The sequence below is a fragment of the Acinetobacter sp. YH12046 genome (assembly GCF_013419905.1).
GTDB lineage: Bacteria > Pseudomonadota > Gammaproteobacteria > Pseudomonadales > Moraxellaceae > Acinetobacter.
This window is the reverse complement of record NZ_VOZF01000008.1, coordinates 41320-61141: the sequence shown is the minus strand read 5'-3', so window position 1 is coordinate 61141 and position 19822 is coordinate 41320. Positions and strand designations below refer to the sequence as shown.

General features: G+C 44.1%; 19 protein-coding genes and 1 riboswitch. Of the genes, 9 read left to right on the top strand and 10 right to left on the bottom strand.

The window, feature by feature from the left end:
* Both FTU03_RS07055 and FTU03_RS07050 read right to left on the bottom strand, forming a co-directional pair.
* Positions 1-654 (bottom strand): urea amidolyase associated protein UAAP2, encoded by a 654-nt coding sequence (locus tag FTU03_RS07055; protein ID WP_179992582.1) that lies wholly within the window; start codon positions 652-654, stop codon positions 1-3.
* Between the two features lie 15 nt (positions 655-669).
* Entirely contained in the window at positions 670-1410 is a 741-nt protein-coding gene (locus tag FTU03_RS07050; RefSeq protein ID WP_179992583.1) for an urea amidolyase associated protein UAAP1, read from the bottom strand.
* 24 nt (positions 1411-1434) lie between these two features.
* Positions 1435-1553: riboswitch (guanidine-I (ykkC/yxkD leader) on the bottom strand.
* 190 nt (positions 1554-1743) lie between these two features.
* On the opposite strand from FTU03_RS07050, the gene FTU03_RS07045 reads away from it, so the two are divergent.
* Positions 1744-2454, top strand: coding sequence for an HAD family phosphatase (locus tag FTU03_RS07045; RefSeq protein WP_179992584.1), 711 nt, complete (start codon positions 1744-1746; stop codon positions 2452-2454).
* A 69-nt stretch (positions 2455-2523) separates the two neighbouring features.
* Here FTU03_RS07045 and FTU03_RS07040 read toward each other — a convergent pair whose 3' ends face one another.
* The 5 genes from FTU03_RS07040 to FTU03_RS07020 form a co-directional block, all read right to left on the bottom strand.
* Positions 2524-2874 carry a hypothetical protein gene (locus FTU03_RS07040; protein ID WP_159122938.1) on the bottom strand — a complete coding sequence of 117 codons (351 nt, stop codon included), beginning with the start codon at positions 2872-2874 and terminating at the stop codon, positions 2524-2526.
* Between the two features lie 251 nt (positions 2875-3125).
* Complete coding sequence (locus FTU03_RS07035; protein ID WP_179992585.1) at positions 3126-4292, bottom strand: acyl-CoA desaturase; 1167 nt, start codon at positions 4290-4292, stop codon at positions 3126-3128.
* Positions 4293-4332: 40 nt separating this feature from the next.
* Complete coding sequence (locus tag FTU03_RS07030) at positions 4333-5355, bottom strand: flavin reductase family protein (protein WP_179992586.1); 1023 nt, start codon at positions 5353-5355, stop codon at positions 4333-4335.
* A 316-nt stretch (positions 5356-5671) separates the two neighbouring features.
* Positions 5672-7309 carry a long-chain-fatty-acid--CoA ligase gene (locus FTU03_RS07025; RefSeq protein WP_179992587.1) on the bottom strand — a complete coding sequence of 546 codons (1638 nt, stop codon included), beginning with the start codon at positions 7307-7309 and terminating at the stop codon, positions 5672-5674.
* A gap of 259 nt (positions 7310-7568) precedes the next feature.
* On the bottom strand, positions 7569-7730 hold the full coding sequence (locus tag FTU03_RS07020; protein ID WP_166138668.1) for a hypothetical protein: 162 nt from the start codon (positions 7728-7730) through the stop codon (positions 7569-7571).
* Positions 7731-7919: 189 nt separating this feature from the next.
* On the opposite strand from FTU03_RS07020, the gene FTU03_RS07015 reads away from it, so the two are divergent.
* Positions 7920-9341 carry a PLP-dependent aminotransferase family protein gene (locus tag FTU03_RS07015; RefSeq protein WP_179992588.1) on the top strand — a complete coding sequence of 474 codons (1422 nt, stop codon included), beginning with the start codon at positions 7920-7922 and terminating at the stop codon, positions 9339-9341.
* A 40-nt stretch (positions 9342-9381) separates the two neighbouring features.
* Here FTU03_RS07015 and FTU03_RS07010 read toward each other — a convergent pair whose 3' ends face one another.
* The 3 genes from FTU03_RS07010 to FTU03_RS07000 all read right to left on the bottom strand — a co-directional run bounded on the left by FTU03_RS07010 (position 9382) and on the right by FTU03_RS07000 (position 13340).
* Entirely contained in the window at positions 9382-10716 is a 1335-nt protein-coding gene (locus FTU03_RS07010) for a DcaP family trimeric outer membrane transporter (protein WP_179992589.1), read from the bottom strand.
* 112 nt (positions 10717-10828) lie between these two features.
* A complete protein-coding gene (locus tag FTU03_RS07005) occupies positions 10829-12199 on the bottom strand; it encodes an aromatic acid/H+ symport family MFS transporter (RefSeq protein WP_179992590.1) in 1371 nt (456 codons plus the stop codon).
* A gap of 229 nt (positions 12200-12428) precedes the next feature.
* Complete coding sequence (locus FTU03_RS07000) at positions 12429-13340, bottom strand: LysR family transcriptional regulator (protein WP_166138516.1); 912 nt, start codon at positions 13338-13340, stop codon at positions 12429-12431.
* 115 nt (positions 13341-13455) lie between these two features.
* On the opposite strand from FTU03_RS07000, the gene FTU03_RS06995 reads away from it, so the two are divergent.
* The 7 genes from FTU03_RS06995 (at position 13456) to benD (ending at position 19815) form a co-directional block, all read left to right on the top strand.
* Positions 13456-14565, top strand: a complete 1110-nt coding sequence (locus FTU03_RS06995) for a muconate/chloromuconate family cycloisomerase (RefSeq protein WP_179992591.1) — start codon at positions 13456-13458, stop codon at positions 14563-14565.
* 15 nt (positions 14566-14580) lie between these two features.
* Positions 14581-14871 (top strand): muconolactone Delta-isomerase, encoded by a 291-nt coding sequence (gene catC / locus FTU03_RS06990; RefSeq protein WP_104426111.1) that lies wholly within the window; start codon positions 14581-14583, stop codon positions 14869-14871.
* A gap of 156 nt (positions 14872-15027) precedes the next feature.
* Positions 15028-15948 (top strand): catechol 1,2-dioxygenase, encoded by a 921-nt coding sequence (gene catA / locus FTU03_RS06985; protein WP_179992592.1) that lies wholly within the window; start codon positions 15028-15030, stop codon positions 15946-15948.
* 75 nt (positions 15949-16023) lie between these two features.
* Entirely contained in the window at positions 16024-17412 is a 1389-nt protein-coding gene (gene benA, locus FTU03_RS06980; protein WP_179992593.1) for a benzoate 1,2-dioxygenase large subunit, read from the top strand.
* A complete protein-coding gene (gene benB, locus FTU03_RS06975) occupies positions 17409-17900 on the top strand; it encodes a benzoate 1,2-dioxygenase small subunit (protein ID WP_179992594.1) in 492 nt (163 codons plus the stop codon). The genes benA and benB overlap by 4 nt, the downstream gene beginning before the upstream one ends.
* A 91-nt stretch (positions 17901-17991) precedes the next feature.
* The gene (benC, locus tag FTU03_RS06970; RefSeq protein ID WP_179992595.1) at positions 17992-19008 is read left to right on the top strand and encodes a benzoate 1,2-dioxygenase electron transfer component BenC; all 1017 of its coding nucleotides are present in this window, start codon (positions 17992-17994) and stop codon (positions 19006-19008) included.
* 21 nt (positions 19009-19029) lie between these two features.
* Complete coding sequence (gene benD, locus FTU03_RS06965) at positions 19030-19815, top strand: benzoate diol dehydrogenase BenD (RefSeq protein WP_179992596.1); 786 nt, start codon at positions 19030-19032, stop codon at positions 19813-19815.
* Positions 19816-19822 lie beyond the last annotated feature (7 nt).

The window sequence follows — 19822 nt, the reverse complement described above, 5'->3', positions numbered from 1 at the left end:
TTAAGCCTCCTCGCCTTCACGCACAACCAGCTGGATTTGTGTCGGGTTGTAGGCATTACATGGGTTGTTCAGTTGCGGACAGTTCGAGATCAGTACGATCAGGTCCATTTCTGCCTTGATTTCCACATACTTGCCAGGTGCTGAAATTCCATCATCAAATTTTAGATGTCCGTCTGAAGTCACAGGCACATTCATAAAGAAGTTGATGTTGGGACCAATGTGGCGCACGTTTAAGCCATGCTTTTTCGCCACCGGATGCTTCGCCAGCGCATACATAAAGTTGTTACGGCAGCTGTGCATTGGGTATGTGTCATGGGCATAACGGACGGTATTACTTTCACAGGAACATGCACCGCCTAAAGTGTCGTGACGGCCGCAGTTGTCATCATGGATCACGGCAATCGCACGGCCAAAGTTACTGTATAAAGTGGTGCCTTTTTCCAGATAAATCTGCTGGTTTATTGCCAGTGTATCGGTTGCGCTATAACGCTCTTCCGGATTTTCCGCAGAGATAAACAAGGTATCAACTGCCTGATTGCCTTCCAGATCGATGATACGGAAATACTGGCCTTTTTTGACTTCGCACATCCATGCTTCACCGGCAGGACAGATTTCGCTAAGAACGGTTTTTTCAAATTGTTGTAGAACTGTCATGATCATTCTCCTGCCTTAAATGTTTGAAAGTGCGTAGTAACGGGCATTGTTCTGGAATGCACGCTGATTCTGTGGACAGGAGTCACGGCAGATATCGGTTTCGCCTAAGCTATTGGCTTTAAACAAAGATAACTGGATGTCAGCTGGTTGATATTCCGCACTGTTATCCAGACCATGTGGTGCAGACGACAGGAACACCAGACAGTCCATTTCAAAGCGCATTTCAATGATTTGATCGGTATTGTCTGAAGATACATAAGACAATGCGCCGGCGTCATCTGGAGTGACTTTGGAGAATAAATTCACGGTTGCACTCAGGTCAGTCTGTCCCAAAGAGAATTTGGAGAGTTCAATGAGTAATCCGTCTAAACCGCTTTGATACATGTCATTTCGGGCATCCTGGAAGGTACGGATGCCAAACTGTTTTTCAATCTGTTCAGGACGAGATGGCCCGCAGAAAGTATCGTTCCAGCCAGCTTCATCTTTAACAATCGAAGCCATGACACGGCCTAGATCGGAATACAGCACATTACCCGCAGTCAAATACGCGGTATGCTGGCCTTTCAGGCTGTCAGGCATGTTGTAACGTTCCAGTTTGTCTTCGGCATTGACACAGAACAGGGATACATTGGCATTGGCACCGAGTGCCTTGAATTGCAGAACCGCACCTTTCTGAATGCGTCCGGACCAGTGATGCCCTCCCGGCAGGATTTCAGTCCAGAGTGTTTGATTATTGTGATAGTCGCCCATGTGCATGACCTCTCTAAGGTTTTTGTTCCAACCTCCCGGGCTTTTATCCCTCCGTGTAGCTGTGTTTTTATACAAAACAAGCCGTGAACTCTCGGTCTCAGGCGCAGTACTGTTTGAAAATGACTGCCGGAACCCTAGATCACTTTATGATGCGTAGATAAATGCAAATGACGTGCCAATTTAGTATTACGATTTTTATTATTAGTAATACTTAAAATGCTCAAAATAAGTTCATTTTAGTAATTCACTGATAAATACAGACTGGATGTGCACCCAAACTGGACTTTTTATCTCTTTCTAAAAACGGGATAATGGCGGCGAAAGAAAAATGGGTGTGACATGTTTAAAGATAAAAAGCTGGTATGTTTTGACCTGGATGGAACCTTGATTGATTCAGTGGGAATCTGGAACCAGGTCGATGCTGCCCTGATTCAGGAATTGTCGGGGATCGAAATCGGTCTGGATCAGATTCAGCAACAGCGTGACCTGCAACTGAAAGCCTTTAGACATATGCCCGATCCTTATCTGGAATATTGTGGCTATTTAAAAGAGCTATATGGTTTCAAGCCAAGTAAAGAAGAGGTTAAAAATCGCCGTTATCATATTTCACGGCATTTTCTGGATCATGTGATAGAACTCAAACCGCAAGCTGAGCTGCTGATTCAAGCCTTAAAACAGCAAGGGATACAATTGGCACTCACGACTACCACTAGTTTATTCAATGTGCAGCGTTATCAGGACAATAACCAGAAGATTAATCAGAAAATCAGTTTTGATGATGATTTTGCAATTATTTTGACTCGTGAAAATGTTGAGAATATCAAACCGCATCCAGAAGTGTATTTAAATGCGCTCCAGCATTTTGAAATTGAGGCTAAAGATTGCCTGATTGTTGAAGACTCTTTAATTGGGGTGGAAGCTGCCAACAATGCGGGAATTGATGTCGTTGCAATTTACGACCAGTATTCTGCGCATGAAATAGATCTGATCAAAGCCAAGGCAGATTATTTTGTAGAAGATTTTGCTGGTCTCATAAAATTGGTGAACTAAAAAAATGCCATGAATCCTCCCTGATCATGGCATTTTTCGTGTTATCTCTGAATTGATTAGATTAGAGCATTATTTGGCTTTTTTATAGACGGAGCCTGAACCGACCAGATTGCCAGTTTTTTCGTCAATTGCGAAATCAACGACACCTGTACCTGAATTAATCTGAAGCAGACCATTATCAGCGACTGAAGCTGGCATCGGATTTTTCTTGTCAGTTTTGCCGCTTTCTTTGTCTTTAATAGTATTGGTAATGAAATAGTTTTCACCATTTTTGGAAATCACCAGGATATTTTCCAATTTTGGATTTTCCAGTGTATTTTTCCAGTTCCCCTGATAATCTGGTGCTGGAGTTTCCGGGGTATTACACGCGGTTAACAGCAATAAAAGTGAGATGCCTGAAAAATATTTAAGATATTTCAAAACTGAGACCTTGAATGATAGAACGCGGCCATTATAAAAAGAACCTCCTTGAGGTAAACGCTTAGCTTGTAGGCGAAGCGTTTCAGCGGTAGTAAATCTGTCCCGCCTTCGTCATTTTTTGAAAATCATCTTCATATTTCATTCATAAATTCGTGTGAACTGACCACTTTTTAACAGATAAAAAAATCCTCAATAGACCATCCAAATCTATTGAGGAGTACCAAACTGGATAATAGAGAAACCTTAAAAAATTAATTTACAAGTTTGGATTTAAAGTAACGAAACACCGATTTAACTGCGTGAGTTTTTTCTGCAATTTGCTGATTCCATTCATTTGGCAGTGAGCATTTCGCCAGTCTGACCCATACAGTCGAGAACTGTTTCATAAAGCTGGCTTCGTTATAGTGAATCCCGTACTCAGCACATAAGGCTTTGATTTTTGGTGCTACTTCGGCATAACGGTTTGCTGGCATATCTGGGAACAGATGATGCTCAATCTGATGGCTTAAATTACCACTCAGAATATGCAACCAGTTCGCGCCACTGAAGTTGCTCGAACCACGGATCTGACGCAGATACCATTCCGCACGGGTTTCATTGTCGGTATTGTCCATTTCAAAAGTTTCTGCATCTTCAGTGAAATGTCCATTGAAGATCACCGCGGACGCCCATAGGCTACGAATCACATTGGCAACCGCATTCCCGGTAAATACTGGAATCGCATTTGGACCGGCAATCAGTGGGAAAAATACATAATCTTTTAGGACCTGACGGCGCATTTTTTTGCGTAAAGGCGCTGCTTCTTCCCAGACCTGTTTCCAGGTTTTAGTTTTATAGGCAATGACATCTTCCAGATGCAAACGCTGTACACCCACATACCATTCAAAGAACACCATCAACTGAATGGTTAAAGGAATATTCCAGATAAAACGTAGTTCCCACGGCTGAGATTCACTGACACGGATCAGACCATAACCGACATCGTGATCCATACCGACAATATTGGTATACGTGTGGTGAATATAATTATGCGTGTATTTCCAGTCATCCCCAGTGGAAATAGTATCCCAATCATAAGTCGAACCATTCAGACTCGGATCATTCATCCAGTCGAACTGGCCGTGCATCACGTTATGGCCAAGTTCCATATTTTCCACGATTTTCGAGATACCCAATAAGCCTGTTCCCGCTAACCAGACCGGCGGCAACCAGCCTGCAAACATCAGCATGCCACGGGAAGCAATCTCGCTATAACGTACAAAATTACGGATTTTATAAATATATTCTGCGTCTTTCTCGCCCAAATCTTCCATTACTTCACGGCGGATAGCATCAACCTTGGCACCGAACTCTTCAACCTGTTCCGGGCTTAGAAATTGAGATTTACTGTGTTTTTTAAAATCAATTTGCATATTCATGGGAGCACCTTCTTATTCGTTTAGTAATGGTTGAAATAGCTTATAAATTAATCACCACAGGACTGACGGCCTGTGAAATACAAAGTTTGATTGGAGTATTGCTGCCGTGGTCGATCTCACCCGTCAGCATGTTTTTAACTGAACCGCTGACTTTGGTACATGAGCAAGTATTACAAATGCCCATACGGCAACCATGCGCTGGACGAAGACCCGCCTGCTCTGCACTTTCCAGCAGATTAGATTCTGCCTGGAATTCCTGCTGCGATCTTAAAAACTGTACAGGCTGTGCTTTCACTTTTTCATCCATCGCAATCTGGAAATATTCAGAATGGAAGCTAGATTTCACCGCCAGTTTATCGGCAATCTTGAGTGCAGTTTTCATCATTCCCGCTGAACCACAGGCATAGATTTCACGCTGTTCAAAGTCTGGTACCAGCTTGTTTAGCAATTGCTGGCTCAGATGCTGCTTATGCTCGACTGTATTAAAATGATGATATTTCAGATGAGGATGCATTAACGCTAAGGTTTTGATCTCGGCATGAAATGCATCATCACGGGTAAAATAAATCAGATCAATTGGGTGCTGAAACTGCACGACTGCTTTTTGCAATAAGGAATAAATGGCGGTAATGCCACTGCCTGATGCTAGAAACAGAATCGGTTTAGGAGAGTTTAATAAGGTAAATTCGCCCTGTGGCTGAGACAGCTCGACCACTGCACCCAGTTGCAATAAAGTTAAGGCACGTGACACTTTACCTTGCTGCTTGACTGCAATAATCACATCGCCATTTTTTAAAATGGTCACGATAGAATAATGACGTTGATGACGTACTCCATCCAGACGCAGAGTCACCGCGATATTTTGACCGGCCTGAAATGACCCGTGGTTAAAGTTATAATTTGGACGTAACTGGATTTTGAAAAAGTCTGGGCTAACCGCCTGAATATTCACGACCGATGCTTTGACTTTTTTGAGTGCCCAGGTTGGATGGATTTTTTCACCAACAAAATCAATGAAATCTTCACGAATCCAATGCGGCTTGTAGGTTGTCATACTTGTCATTTTTATCCCCTCTATTCCGCAGACAGTATTAATGTACAACTGTCTATTTATTATGTAGTCCAGAATAAAGAATTCTGAAGCTCGCACCATGTCAATGTAGGTCAAATTATGTGCTTAGAAACCATAGTTAGACTTTTTGTAAGACAATCCTAACCAGAAAGTGCTGTAAAACTGTATGAACTGAATAAATTGCTTTTTTGGTCTGTATATTTTTAGCAAAAACATATAAAAAACTGACCTCTATATAAGAGATCAGTTTCTGTTTTAAATATTGGGTGAGTTAAAAAGGCAAAAATTTACCTTTTAAAAAAATAGCTTAACCTACGACCTGTTCCAGCAAGATAGAACCATAAAGTTCACGCAGGTCTTTTTTCAGCATCTTGCCGGTTCCACTTAACGGAATAGAATCTACAAAGATCACGCGATCCGGGATCTGCCATTTAGCGACTTTGTCCGCATAGTAATCCAGCATTTCAGCTTCACTCACATGACTCTCTGGCTTTTTAATCGCAATCAGAACGGGACGCTCATCCCATTTAGGATGCTGTGCCGCAATCACGGCAGCCATGGCAATTTCAGGATGTCCCATCGCCATATTTTCAAGATCGACTGAAGAGATCCATTCACCGCCTGACTTGATCAGATCTTTGGAACGGTCACACAGCTTCATAAAGCCATCTTCATTTAAGGTAGCAATATCTCCGGTATCAAACCAGCCATCTGCTGTGAGCGCAGATTCTTCCTTGCCAAAGTAATGATCAATGATCCAGTGCCCTTTAATCTGCAGATTGCCTATGGTTTCACCATCGCGGGCAATTTCCTGGGTTCCTTTTTCTTCATCGGTTAAACGTAAATCAACGCCAAACGGTGGACGACCTTGAGACAAGCGAATCTGCATTTTTTCTTCATCCGCTAGATCAAGATGTTTGGTTTTTAGCTGATTGGCACTACCAAGTGGACTGGTTTCAGTCATCCCCCAAGCATGAATGGTTTCGCAGTTAAACTGCTCTTTAAAGGTTTTCAGCATAGCCGGTGGACAGGCAGAACCACCGACCACATTCCGTTTCAGGCTTTCCAATTTTGAACCACTTTGCTGGGCAGCCGCAATCAGGCCTTGCCAGATCGTTGGAACACCTAAAGCCACAGATACTTTATACGTATCAATCAGATTGACCAGACTGGCTCCATCCAGGCCCGGCCCCGGCAACACCAAAGTACAACCGACCATGGCAGCGGCATATGGGGTTCCCCAGGCATTGACATGGAACATTGGCACCACCGGCAGCATGATGTCACGCGCTGCTACATTCAGGGAATCCGGCATGATGATGGCATAACTATGCAACACTGTTGAGCGATGGCTATATAAAACCCCTTTCGGATTTCCAGTCGTACCGGAGGTATAACACAGTGAACTCGCTGTATTTTCATCCAGTTCAGGCCAGTCAAATTCTGCAGATTGCTGGGCAAGCAAATCATCATAAAACTGAACTTCCGGAATGGCTTCACAAATCGACGAATCTTCAGCATCCAGACAAATATACTGTTCTACAGTTTTTAATAACGGTTTGACGGCTTTAATTAAAGGTGCAAAGGTTTTATCAAACAGCAGTATTCGATCGGCAGCATCATTGATAATAAATACCAGCTGTTCCGGAAATAACCGCGGGTTAATGGTATGGCAAATCAGTCCACTTCCCGAAATGGCATACCAAGATTCTAGATGTCGATGATTATTCCAGGCAATGGTTGCAACCCGGTCGCCGAGTGTCAGACCGAATTGCTGTAATACATTGGCAAAACGTTTCGAGTTTTCCCGGATTTCTCCCCAATTGGTCTTTTTAATGCTGGTATCGGTATTTTTAGAAATGATCTCGGTATCGGCATGATAACGACCGGCATGTTCAATCATGCTGCTGATCAGTAAGGGCTGGAACATCATATTTCCGAGCATGCTTCACTCCTTTATCCTTGTTGTTTGTCCATCTGCTATATCGTTGTTATTTCTGTATGATGCGCTGGCGAAAAGCCTGTATTCATTTTTATCATCAAACAGTCTGAATCTAGCAAGGAAATCTGACTTTGTGAGTGTCAAATTGTGACAAAGTCATAGAGTGGATGCAGAAAAAGTAGAAAATAAAACTGGTAATGTGTGGCATAAAAAAGCCCCAATTTAGATTGGGGCGATGATAGTGTTCAGGGAGAAGAGAATTTTAAAAGCCGCTCATCATAATTTTGTCTGCATTTACTACAAAGATAACGCCGAGGCAGAATAAACCAGTATAAAGTGCAAACCAGAGAATCATCTTCTTGAATGCTGCATCAGAAATACTGCTATCCGCATATTTTGGTGCTTTGTTGTCTTCTGAATTCATATGATCACCCATAGGTTGGTCTGGCGTTATGAGTTTTATTATCAGCAGACCTAAATCAACTGTATAGATACAATATTCATTTAAAAAAATATAACAGTTAGCCACTTATTTTTTTGATTTGTTATATTTTAATAACTTATTCATAATATAATTCTGATTATATTAGTACAGTTTAGATTTTATTTTCTTATGTTCAAATCTGAAAAGCTAGCCCAAAATATTCGCCAGATGATTGAAAATGGCGCATGGAAGGCGCATGACAAATTACCTTCATTACGGGAACAAACTGAACTGTCCGGCTATAGCCTGATGACGGTGCTTAATGCCTATCAGGTGCTTGAATCGCAAGGATTGGTCTATGCCAAAGATAAATCTGGCTACTATATTGCGGAGCGACCTCAAACCTATAACAGCAAAGAACCCGCGGTACAGATTGGCTTAAACTCCAAAGTTAAAATTAACTCTGTGGTATTTAATTATTTAAAGTCACTGCAAACTCCAAATATTGCACCTTTTGGTTCAGCTTTTCCAAATGCTGAACTGTTATATAACAGCCGGTTTATGCAGATTTTGGCGCAGCATAGCAAAAGAAAAAGCAGTTATAGCCATCAAAATCATATGCCACCGGGTAATCAGGAATTACGCCAACTGATTGCCAATCGCTATCAGTTACAAGGTATAAACTGTACTTCGGATGACATTGTCATTACTTCTGGTGCCTTGGAAGCCCTCAATCTGTCTTTACAGGCTTTGACTCAACCGGGTGATTTTATCCTGCTCCAGCAAACCATTTTTTATGGTGCCTGGCAGGCGGCTGAACGTTTAGGCTTGCAGGTGATTACAATCCCTGAACATCCGCAGTTTGGTTTTGACCTGGAATCATTTGAACAAGCACTTAAACAGTACCCGATCAAAGTTTGCTGGCTGATGCTGAATGCACATAATCCGATTGGCTTTACGGTAAATTCAGAGATCAAGCAAAGAATTGCGGAACTGTTGAATGAATATCAGGTATATCTGATTGAAGATGATGTCTATCAGGAACTCAATTACGGCGCTCATAAACCGGTTTCCGTGAAATATTTTGATCAGCATCAACGGGTATTGCACTGCTCTTCATTTTCCAAAACCTTGGGCATGGGTGCGCGGGTCGGCTGGGTTTTCGCTGGCCCATTTTCTGATGCAATCCAGCATTTACAGCTCATGAGTACTTTGACTGTTAGTCCGCTATTACAAAATGCACTGGTCGATTTTCTGTCCCATCATCATTATGAAAAGCATTTGCGCCATTTAAGACAGCAGCTGGAAAAGTATAAGCAAAAGTTTTATCAGGAACTCAAAGCGCGTTTAGATTCAGTCTGTGAAATTTATTATTATTCCAGTGGCTATTTTCTCTGGATCAAATTGCCCGAACAGCTGGATGGACAGGTTTTATATGAACAGCTGATTCAGCACAATATTGCTATTGCACCCGCTTTGCTGTTTAAACCGGAACATACCAGCCAGAATTATATTCGCCTGAACTGTTCATTTGACTGGACCTCTGAGATAGAAAATGCTGTCAATGTGCTGGCAGAGGTGATCCTGAATCATGCAAAAAGCGTGGATTAATTCATCCACGCTTTAAGTTTCTTATGTAAATCGCTAGAGCTTAGAAACTGTAAATTGCAACGGCATTCACTCGGTTATCTTCACCTTTTGTACTGCCATTTGGTGCAGCACCCAATGCTTCACGTTCACCATAAACATATTCCAGGCCAAAACTCAGCGGTTTTGTAGGGTTATAGAACACATTGGCCCAAGCCTGCCAAAGGTCTTTGTTCACTGCTGTTAGAGTCAGACCAGGAGCAGCAAGATAGCCATTATCTTGGTCGAAATTCATATAACCATACCCTACGGTACCACGCAATTTATCATTAAACTGCTGCGTTAGACCGACTGTAATCGAGTCAAATTCACTCTGTAGAAGATCACCATTAGGAGCTCGAACTACGCCAGGATTAGCGTAAGAGACAAAGCTGCTATCACCTTTGACATGATAATAATCTGCCTTAAGACTGGTGCCTGAAACAAACTCATATTTCGCACCTAAACCCACACCCCATGCAGTTTTTTCATCTTCATTCACACGTTTTTCATGGCCCATCGCACGCGCACTAACGGTAAGATTATCTGCAAATTTGTGATTTAACCGTGCTGTTAAAGCAGGTAGACGCTGCTTAATAGAACCATCTTTTGGATCTTCTACCGCCAGTACCAGATTGGTAGCCGGGCTGAAGGTGCTGGTATGACGAACTTGTGGAGTCCGTTTAATTGAACCGCCAGCATAAACCAGTGCATCTACAGTTTCTGGAATATAGTCCGGAGTTGCAAAGTTTGACCAGGTTTGACCAATTAACCAGTCAGCATAGCTGATATAGGCATGGCGAATACGCAGGTTGTCAAAACCAGCTCCACCCAGGAAATCGACCTCAACCTTACCGCTTAAGGCATTATCCCCAGCACCCACGGGCGCTTTAAAATCCATCCCTAAACGGGTGGCTGAAAGCGTGGATTTAAACTCATCACTGCGTTCACCTGTGCCTTCAAGAGGTACTGCATTAATCTGGTTATACATACGTGTCGCTGCACCGCCCTCAGCCTGATAAGAGGCATCAGCACGGATATTACCGTATAGATTAAACTCGGCCCCACTGGCAATTTTCATCACAGGTTTGCTCGCAGGGGCTACTGCTGTATTTGCAGGTGCCGGCGTTGTCGCTACAGGTGCAGTCACAGCAGCTGTCTGAGTCTGCTGCTGTTCAATCAAGGCGCGTAGAGCTTGAACCTCCTGACGCAACTGCTCAATTTCCTGCTGATTGGACTGAGCTGGAGTTTGTGCCTGGGTAGCCAAGCTGATACCCCCTAAACTCATTGCCATCATGCTCATCAGAACCGTGCGTTTTAATGTGATTGTTTGATTATTAAATAATTGTTTCGTGTTCATCCTAAACTCACTTTTTTATTATGCGTCTCGATTCTAGCAACAGATCACCACCGCTTACGATGGCGATCTCTATCATTAGAAGTGTTTTCTTTATTAATTGATATTTAATCCATTAACTTGCTTTTTCAGCGAGAGAATCAGTGCGAATCTCAGGTGTAGCAAGGGCTTGACCTTCTACAGACATCTTTAAGTTCACCAGGAAAATTGCCAGCGCAGCAATCAAACCGGGAATCGCAATTGCAAAGAAGTTCATTTGATGCGGTAAATTCATGGTGAGTAAAGCACCTGTCAATACCGGTCCAACGATCGCACCGATACGTCCAATTCCGGAAGCCCAACCCATGCCAGTGGAACGCACCGTTGATGGATAATATTGCGCCACGAAGGTGTAGAGCAGGATTTGAGAACCAATGGTTGCTGCACCGGCCACAGCAATCAAGCTATAAAGCACGAATTGCGGACTGTTATAACCGAGCAGGATTAAAGAAGCTGCTCCGCAAAGGAACATGATCGTCAGCACTTTTTTAATATGGAAACGGTCTGCCAGATACCCCCCACCAACAGCCCCGATCATGCCGCCAATATTCAGGGCAAACAGGAAGATCATGCTGGCACCCAGAGAATAACCGGCTTGGATCATCAGTTTTGGTAACCAGCTACCCAGTGCGTAGACCATTAATAAACACATGAAAAATGCCAGCCAGAACATAAAGGTACTAAATGTGCGGCCTTGCTGAAATAATGCTTTTAAAGGTGCTTCATCGCCTTTTTGTACTTCATTCAGGACGAACTGGGTGTCAGATCCAATTACCTGGGTTGGCGAGATTTTCTGGATAATATTTTGCGCTTCAGCCGTTTGCTGCTTATTGGTCAGATACATCAGGGATTCTGGTAAATATTTCCAGAGTATCGGCAGGAACAGTAAAGGAGTACCCGCAAGCAAGAACATGATTTTCCAGCCGAACTGTGGTACCAGCCATGCGCCAAGCAAAGCAGATGTCATGCCTCCGATGGCATAGCCACTAAACATCAAGGCAACTAATGTACTGCGAATCCTTTTTGGTGCGTATTCCGTCATCAGGGCAACGACGTTTGGCATCACGCCACCAATTCCGAGTCCGGCAAGAAAACGTAAAATTCCGAATTCGACAGGTGATGTTGCAAAGGCACCGATAAACGTAAAACCACTAAAGATCGCGACACAGATCATGATGGTTTTTTTACGTCCCAGTTTATCGGACAAAGTGCCGAAACTCATCGCTCCAAACATCATACCGAACAAGGCGGTGCTGGCTAACATGCCTGCCTGTACTGCACTGAGTGCCCATTCCTGCATCAGTAGCGGTAAAGCCACGCCGTAAATTACCAGGTCATAACCGTCAAAAATAATGATCAGCAAACACCAGATCAGGACGCCCCAATGAAATGGCGTGAACTTTGCTTCATCAATCAGCGTATTTATATTCACTTTATTTGTAGACATCTCCACCTCCTAATTGTGAAGTTCAATTTATGAGATTCACAATGCAGAAGATGTGCATAAATGTCCAAAACTGAATAGGCATGCTTCTATACCTATAAAGTCTGCCTTAAAGAAAAGGCTTTATTTACTATGCCTTAATGATATTCATCCAAAAAATGAAACCTTCATTCAATATTAAAATATGGATTCGCTTTATTCCCTATAAGATCCAGACAGGTATTGATCTGAATTAAAATACAGCACGATCATATTTAATCGCTTCAAGATCATAGACCTGATAGACCGCATCAAACAGATATCGAATATATTCACTTTCATCCATATTACGAATAGCCATAAAAACCGGACTGACCGCAAATTCATCTAATAAAGGGATAAAGTTTAAATGTGCCAGACGAATATTCTGGGCACTTTCCGGCACAATACAGACGCCCTCTCCGGCAGCCACAAAACCAAGCGCCAGTTGCAATTCACTGACTGCACGGATATTTTTCGGTTCCAGCCCATACTCGGAAAATATACCGCGCACCTGGGTAGAAAAATTAGCCTTACCATTATTCGGGTATAAAAAGAGTGGCTGATCCACCAGTTCAGTCAGGTTCACGCCATCTCGATGGGAAAGAAAATGGCTGGAATGTGCTGCGACCATCAGCCTTTCTTCACGCAGTAACACCCGTTTCACTGCCGGATCTGAAATTCTTAAACGTCCAAAACCTACATCAATCCGCCCTTCTTTAAGTGCCTGAATCTGCTCTGAAGTATTCATTTCAACCATCTCAATTTTGAGCTGGGGATGTTGCTGCTTAAATAGAAACACAATACGCGATAGCAAACCGAACAATAACGAGCCAACAAAACCAATGCTAATGGTGCGATCCGCGATACCAATCCGCTTGGTCATCGATTTGATTTCTTCCGCATTAGACAAAAGTTTAACCGCATGTTGATAGAAGAATTGACCTGCTTCTGTGGTCTTAAGCGGTCGGCTACCTCTTTCAAAGAGCTGAATATCCAGTTCCTGTTCCAGATTTTGTATCTGTCTGCTTAAAGGTGGTTGAGCAATAAACAGTTTTTCTGCCGCCTTGGTAAAACTTTGTTCTTCGACGACTGCGACGAAGTAACGCAAATGCCTGAGTTCCATATTATTGCATACCTTTAAAGTATAAAAAAATGCTAAATCGATCTTAGACCAATCAAAATTATTCTTTTAAGGTATATCAAGTCAAAACATTAAAGCAAGAATGTGAAGCGTAATTATGTATAAGTCAGTTGAAACCTTGCTGGTTCAAATACCGACGATCCGTCCTCACAAGATGGCTGTCGCAACCATGCAAACCCAGACACTGGTCCTGGTCAAAATCACCACCGAAGACGGCTATGTGGGTTGGGGCGAAGCCACCACTATTGGCGGTTTAGGCTACGGTGAAGAAAGCCCAGAAAGTGTCAAAGTGAATATTGAGACTTACTTTGCACCGCTTCTGAAAACATTATCAGGTTTGAATGTTGCACAGACATTACAAGCCATCAAAAAGAATATTAATGGTAACCGTTTTGCCAAGTGTGCCATTCAAACTGCGCTACTGGATATTCAGGCACAACGTTTGAACCAGCCACTGAGTGAAATTCTAGGTGGACGTTTACGTGACAGCGTACCAGTGCTGTGGGTCCTGGCATCTGGCAATACCGAGAAAGACATTGCTGAAGCCCAGAAAATGATTGCGGCCAAACGCCACAATATTTTCAAACTGAAAATTGGTTCTCGTCCAGTGGAACAGGATGTTGAACACGTGCTTGCCATTAAACAGGCATTAGGCAAAGACATTTCGATCCGTGTTGATGTGAACCGTGCCTGGACAGAGCTAGACGCGATTAAAGGCATTCAGTTACTCCAGGACGGCGGCATTGACCTGATTGAACAGCCATGTGCCATTGATAATCTGGATGCAATGCGACGTCTGACCCAGCGTTTTGATATCGCCATCATGGCGGATGAATCCTTGATGGGTCCGCAGTCTGCCTATCAGATCGCACGTCAGCATGGCTCATCAGTTTTTGCAGTCAAAGTGGCGCAATCTGGTGGCCTGATTGAAGGTTGTGAAGTTGCAAAAGTGGCACAGCTGGCAGGTATCGATCTGTATGGCGGCACCATGCTGGAAGGCCCGGTGGGCACGATCGCCTCTGCCCATGCATTCTCGACTTTTGAAAGTCTCGCTTATGGCACCGAACTGTTTGGCCCCCTGCTACTGACTGAAGATATTTTAAAAACCCCACTCCAGTATCAAAACTTTGAACTTGAGATTCCGAAAGGATCAGGTCTGGGTATTGAGTTGGATGAAAACAAAATTGACAACTTGCGTCGTCAATAATTCCAGGAGAACCCCATGCTTTTCCAAGTACGAATGGACGTCAATATTCCAAAAGATATGCCGGTTGAACAGGCCAATGAAATTAAGGCAGTTGAAAAAGCTTATTCACAGGATCTGCAACGCCAGGGTAAGTGGCGTCATATCTGGCGTATCACCGGGCAGTATTCAAACATCAGTATTTTTGATGTTGAAAGCAATGAAGAGTTGCACAACCTGCTACAAGGCTTGCCGCTCTACCCGTATATGAACATCGAAGTCATGGCATTGAACCGCCATCCCTCGTCGATTCGAGATGATGACAAGTAATGAATAAATTCGGGAATGGAAATGAAAGATTTTTCTTCCCATCCATACACCTGAGGGTAATCCAAAAGGACTTGTGGCCAGCAAGATTTAGCCAGCCAAACGAATGCTAAAACATGCGCCACTAAAATATGAAAGACATACTTTAGGAGCAATAGTATGAACCGCCAAGAAATTGATGCACTGGTTAAAAAAATGAATGTCGACACAGCGACAGGACCAGTAGATGAGCGTGTACAACAAGTTGTTGTACGTTTATTAGGTGATCTTTTCCAAGCGATCGAAGATCTTGATATTTCTCAGACTGAACTCTGGAAAGGTCTGGAATACTTTACTGATGCAGGTCAAGCTAATGAATTAGGCTTACTGGCTGCAGGTCTGGGTCTGGAACATTACTTAGACTTACGCGCGGATGAAGCAGATGCCAAAGCCGGCATTACTGGTGGTACACCACGTACCATCGAAGGCCCGCTCTATGTTGCAGGTGCACCTGAGTCCGTTGGTTTTGCGCGTATGGATGACGGTTCTGAAGAAGGCAAAATTCCAACCCTGATTATTGAAGGCACAGTGACCGATACTGACGGCAACATCATTGAAGGTGCAAAAGTTGAAGTCTGGCATGCCAACAGCCTGGGCAACTACTCTTTCTTTGACAAGTCACAATCGGACTTTAACCTGCGCCGTTCTATCTTTACCGATCAAGACGGTAAATATATTGCGCTGACCACCATGCCGGTCGGTTATGGTTGCCCGCCTGAAGGTACCACCCAGTTCGTACTGGACAAATTAGGTCGTCACGGTAACCGCCCATCTCATGTGCATTACTTCGTATCTGCGCCGGGTTATCGGAAGTTAACCACACAGTTCAACATCGAAGGCGATCAATACCTGTGGGATGACTTTGCATTCGCCACACGTGATGGTCTGGTCGCAACTGCTGTTGATGTGACCGATGAAGCTGAAATCGCACGCCGTGGTTTAAATGGTCCATTCAAACATATCCAGTTCAATATCGAACTGGTGAAAGACCAGGCTGCTGCACCAAGCACTGAAGTAGAACGTCGTCGCGCAAGCGCTTAATTCAAAATGGAATCGGGATGTCAGTCTGAGCAACATCCCGATGACTTCCCCTCCTTGGAAAGTCGGAGACTGGACATGCCTCGTATTCCTGTAATTAACACCAGCCATTTAGACCGTATTGATGAATTACTGGTCGATGATTTTGAATCTGGTGAATTTAAACTGCACCGTTCCGTATTTACTGATCAAGCCCTGTTTGATCTGGAAATGAAATATATCTTTGAAGGAAACTGGGTTTATCTGGCCCATGAGAGCCAGATTCCCCACAACAATGATTACTACACAACCCATATTGGCCGTCAGCCAATCATCATTGCACGTAATCGTAATGGCGAACTAAATGCCATGATCAATGCCTGCTCTCACCGCGGTGCACAACTGTGCCGTTATAAGCGTGGCAATAAAGCAACCTATACCTGCCCATTCCATGGCTGGACATTCAATAACTCAGGCAAGCTGTTAAAAGTGAAAGACCCGGCTGATGCAGGCTATTCAGATTGCTTTAACCAGGACGGTTCTCATGACCTGAAAAAAGTAGCCCGTTTTGAAAATTACAAAGGCTTCTTGTTTGGCAGCCTGAATCCGGATGTTCCTTCTCTGGAAGAATACCTGGGTGAAGCCACGAAGATCATCGACATGATCGTGGGTCAGTCTGAGCAAGGTCTGGAAGTTTTACGCGGTTCATCGACTTATACCTATGAAGGTAACTGGAAGCTGACTGCAGAAAACGGTGCCGATGGTTATCACGTCTCTGCCGTGCACTGGAACTATGCTGCAACGACTCAGCAACGTAAGGAAAAAGAAGCTGGCGATAATATTCGTGCCATGAGCGCAGGTTCATGGGGCAAACAAGGCGGTGGTTCTTACGGCTTTGAACATGGTCACATGCTGCTTTGGACACAATGGGCCAACCCGGAAGACCGTCCAAACTTTGCCAAGAAAGATGAATATACCGAGCGTTATGGCGAAGCCATGGCGAAATGGATGATTGAGCGTTCACGTAACCTGTGTATCTATCCAAACGTTTACTTTATGGATCAGTTCGGCTCACAAATTCGTGTCCTGCGTCCGATCTCTGTCGATAAGACTGAAGTGACCATTTACTGTATCGGTCCTGTCGGTGAAGAGCCGGAAGCACGCACTCGCCGTATCCGTCAGTATGAAGACTTCTTTAATGCTTCTGGTATGGCAACTCCGGACGATCTGGAAGAATTCCGTGCCTGTCAGGCTGGTTATGCCGGGATCGCACTGGAATGGAACGACATGTGCCGTGGTTCTAAGCACTGGATTCAAGGGCCGGATGATGCAGCCAATGAAATTGGTCTGAAACCAAAACTGTCCGGCATTAAAACTGAAGATGAAGGCTTATATCTGGCACAACACCAGTACTGGTTAGAACTGATCAAAAAAGGCATTGCGACTGAAAAAGAAATTGCTGCAAACACTGAAGGAGAAACCGCATGAGCGACATCACTTTAGAAAACATTGCACAGTTCCTGTATCAGGAAGCCCGCTTTTTAGATGATGAGCAATGGGATGACTGGTTACAGTGCTACGCTCCTACTGCTTCTTTCTGGATGCCAGCTTGGGATGATGATGACCGTCTGACTGAAGACCCACAGTCTGAAATCTCACTGATCTACTACCCTGACCGTCAGGGTCTTGAGGACCGTGTGTTCCGCATCAAGACGGAGCGTTCATCTGCCACCATGCCGGATACCCGTACTAGTCACAACATCTGCAATATTGAAATTGTGGAACGTGACGGCGACAAGGTCACTGTGCGCTTTAACTGGAATACCCTGAGTTTCCGCTACAAAACCAGTTACAGCTACTTTGGTATGTCTCGTTATGTAATCAATTTTTCAGGCGAAAAACCACAGATTTTAAGCAAATACGTGGTGCTGAAAAACGATTACATCAACCAGGTTATCGACATTTATCACCTCTAAGACTGTTTCGACAGCAAGGTCAAAAAACCTTTCAGCCAGGGAAATATGGCTGAAAGGTCTAGTTTCAAAGATTTATATAGGATATTCAGCCATGTCAAACCACAATGTTGCACTCCAATTTGAAGATGGCGTTACACGTTTTATTAGTGTTGCCCAAGGCGAAACCCTGTCCGATGCAGCTTACCGTCAAAAGATCAATATCCCTCTAGATTGCCGTGACGGTGCATGTGGAACGTGCCGCGCTTTTTGTGAATCAGGTGCGTATGACATGCCTGAAGAAATGTACATTGAAGATGCACTGACACCAGAAGAAGCCGCAGAAGGTTTTATTCTGGCTTGCCAATGTAAACCGACTTCGGATGCCGTGTTCCAAATTCAGGCCTCCTCTGATGTCTGTAAAACCGAGATTCATGCATTTCAAGGTACGTTGGCCCGTGTAGAAAACCTGTCTGATTCCACCATTACCTTTGATATTCAACTCGATGATGGTCAACCAGATATCCATTTTCTGGCCGGACAATATGTCAATGTCGGCATTCCTGGCACCACTGAAACCCGTTCTTACTCATTCAGTTCCAAGCCGGGCAACCGTTTAACTGGTTTTGTAGTTCGTAATGTCCCGAACGGCAAAATGTCGAGTTTCCTCAGCGCTGATGCAAAAGCGGGTGACAAAATGACCTTTACCGGTCCATTCGGCAGCTTCTATCTGCGTAATGTGACCCGTCCGGTATTGATGCTGGCAGGTGGTACAGGCATCGCGCCATTTATGTCAATGTTACAGGTACTGGAAGAAAAAGGTTCTGAATATCCAGTACGTCTGGTCTTTGGTGTGACCAATGACTTCGACCTGGTCGCAATTGAAAAGCTGAATGAACTACAGGATAAATTCCCATGGTTCGAATATCGTACAGTGGTCGCAAATCCAGAATCTGCACATGAGCGTAAAGGCTATGTAACCGATCATATCGAAAACGAATGGCTGAACGCTGGAGATGTCGATATCTACCTATGTGGTCCAGTGCCAATGGTTGAAGCGGTTCGCGGCTGGCTGGATGCTGAAGGTGTCAAACCTGCCAGCTTCTTGTTTGAAAAATTCTCTGCCAACTAAGTTTAGAAGCCGGAGAATCTCATGAACCGTAACCCAAGATTTGAAGATAAAGTCGTAATCGTGACTGGTGCTGCGCAAGGCATCGGTCGCGGTGTAGCCATCCAGGCTGCTGCTGAATGCGCACAAGTAGTATTGGCCGATATTTCGGACTATGTGCAGGAAACCCTGGCAGAAATCGAAGCGGCTGGCGGTGATGCCATCTTCGTCAAGGCAAATCTGGAAACTTATGCGGGTGCTCAATCTGTCGTTGAAAAAGCCTTAGATACCTATGGTCGTGTCGATGTACTGATCAATAACGTGGGTGGTGCCATCTGGATGAAACCTTTTGAAGAATTCTCTGAAGAAGAAATCATCAAGGAAGTGAACCGCTCTCTTTTCCCAACAATGTGGTGCTGCCGTGCAGTACTACCGCAAATGATCAAGCAGCAACAAGGCACCATCGTGAATGTGTCTTCGATTGCAACCTGTGGGATTCATCGTGCGCCGTATTCAGCATCCAAAGGTGGCGTGAATGCGCTGACCGCTTCCCTAGCCTTTGCCTATGCCAAAGATGGTATCCGCGTGAATGCTGTGGCAACAGGTGGTACCGAAGCACCGCCACGCAAGATTCCACGCAATGCCAAACCGCTGAGCGAACAGGAAGAACAATGGATGCAGGATGTGGTCGACCAGACCAAGGATCGCAGCCATATGAAACGCTATGGCACGATCCAGGAACAGGTCAATGCCATTCTGTTCCTGGCTTCAGATGAATCATCTTATATGACAGGTACCGTAGTACCGGTCGGTGGTGGAGATCAAGGCTAGTCCTGAT